Annotated in this window: 1 protein-coding gene; it reads left to right on the top strand. The window is 71.7% G+C overall.

The features are described 5' to 3' along the window. The coding region (locus tag FV242_RS34245; RefSeq protein WP_147942063.1) for a transposase at positions 1-244 on the top strand (244 nt) is incomplete at both ends.

The following is a 244-nucleotide window of genomic DNA, read 5'->3' as shown; positions in this document are numbered from 1 at the left end:
GGCAGCAACGCCTACCACTGGGTGTTCCACGCGGCCGACGCGGTGGTGCACACGGCCTCGCCGACGCGGGGCGCCATCGTGGTGCGGAAGATGATGGACGGCCACCGGCCCGCGGTGTGGATCTCGGATCGCTACACCGCACAGCAGGGCCACGCGGCTGCGCACCAGACTTGCCTCGCCCATCTCGCCCGGGACGTCGCCTATGTCGTCGAGGTGAGCGACGACCCCGTGCCCTGGCGGCTGC

The sequence above is a fragment of the Methylobacterium sp. WL64 genome, from assembly GCF_008039945.1.
Taxonomy (GTDB): domain Bacteria; phylum Pseudomonadota; class Alphaproteobacteria; order Rhizobiales; family Beijerinckiaceae; genus Methylobacterium.
The sequence above is the reverse complement of the archived record's forward strand: the minus strand, read 5'-3'. Positions and strand labels throughout refer to the sequence as shown.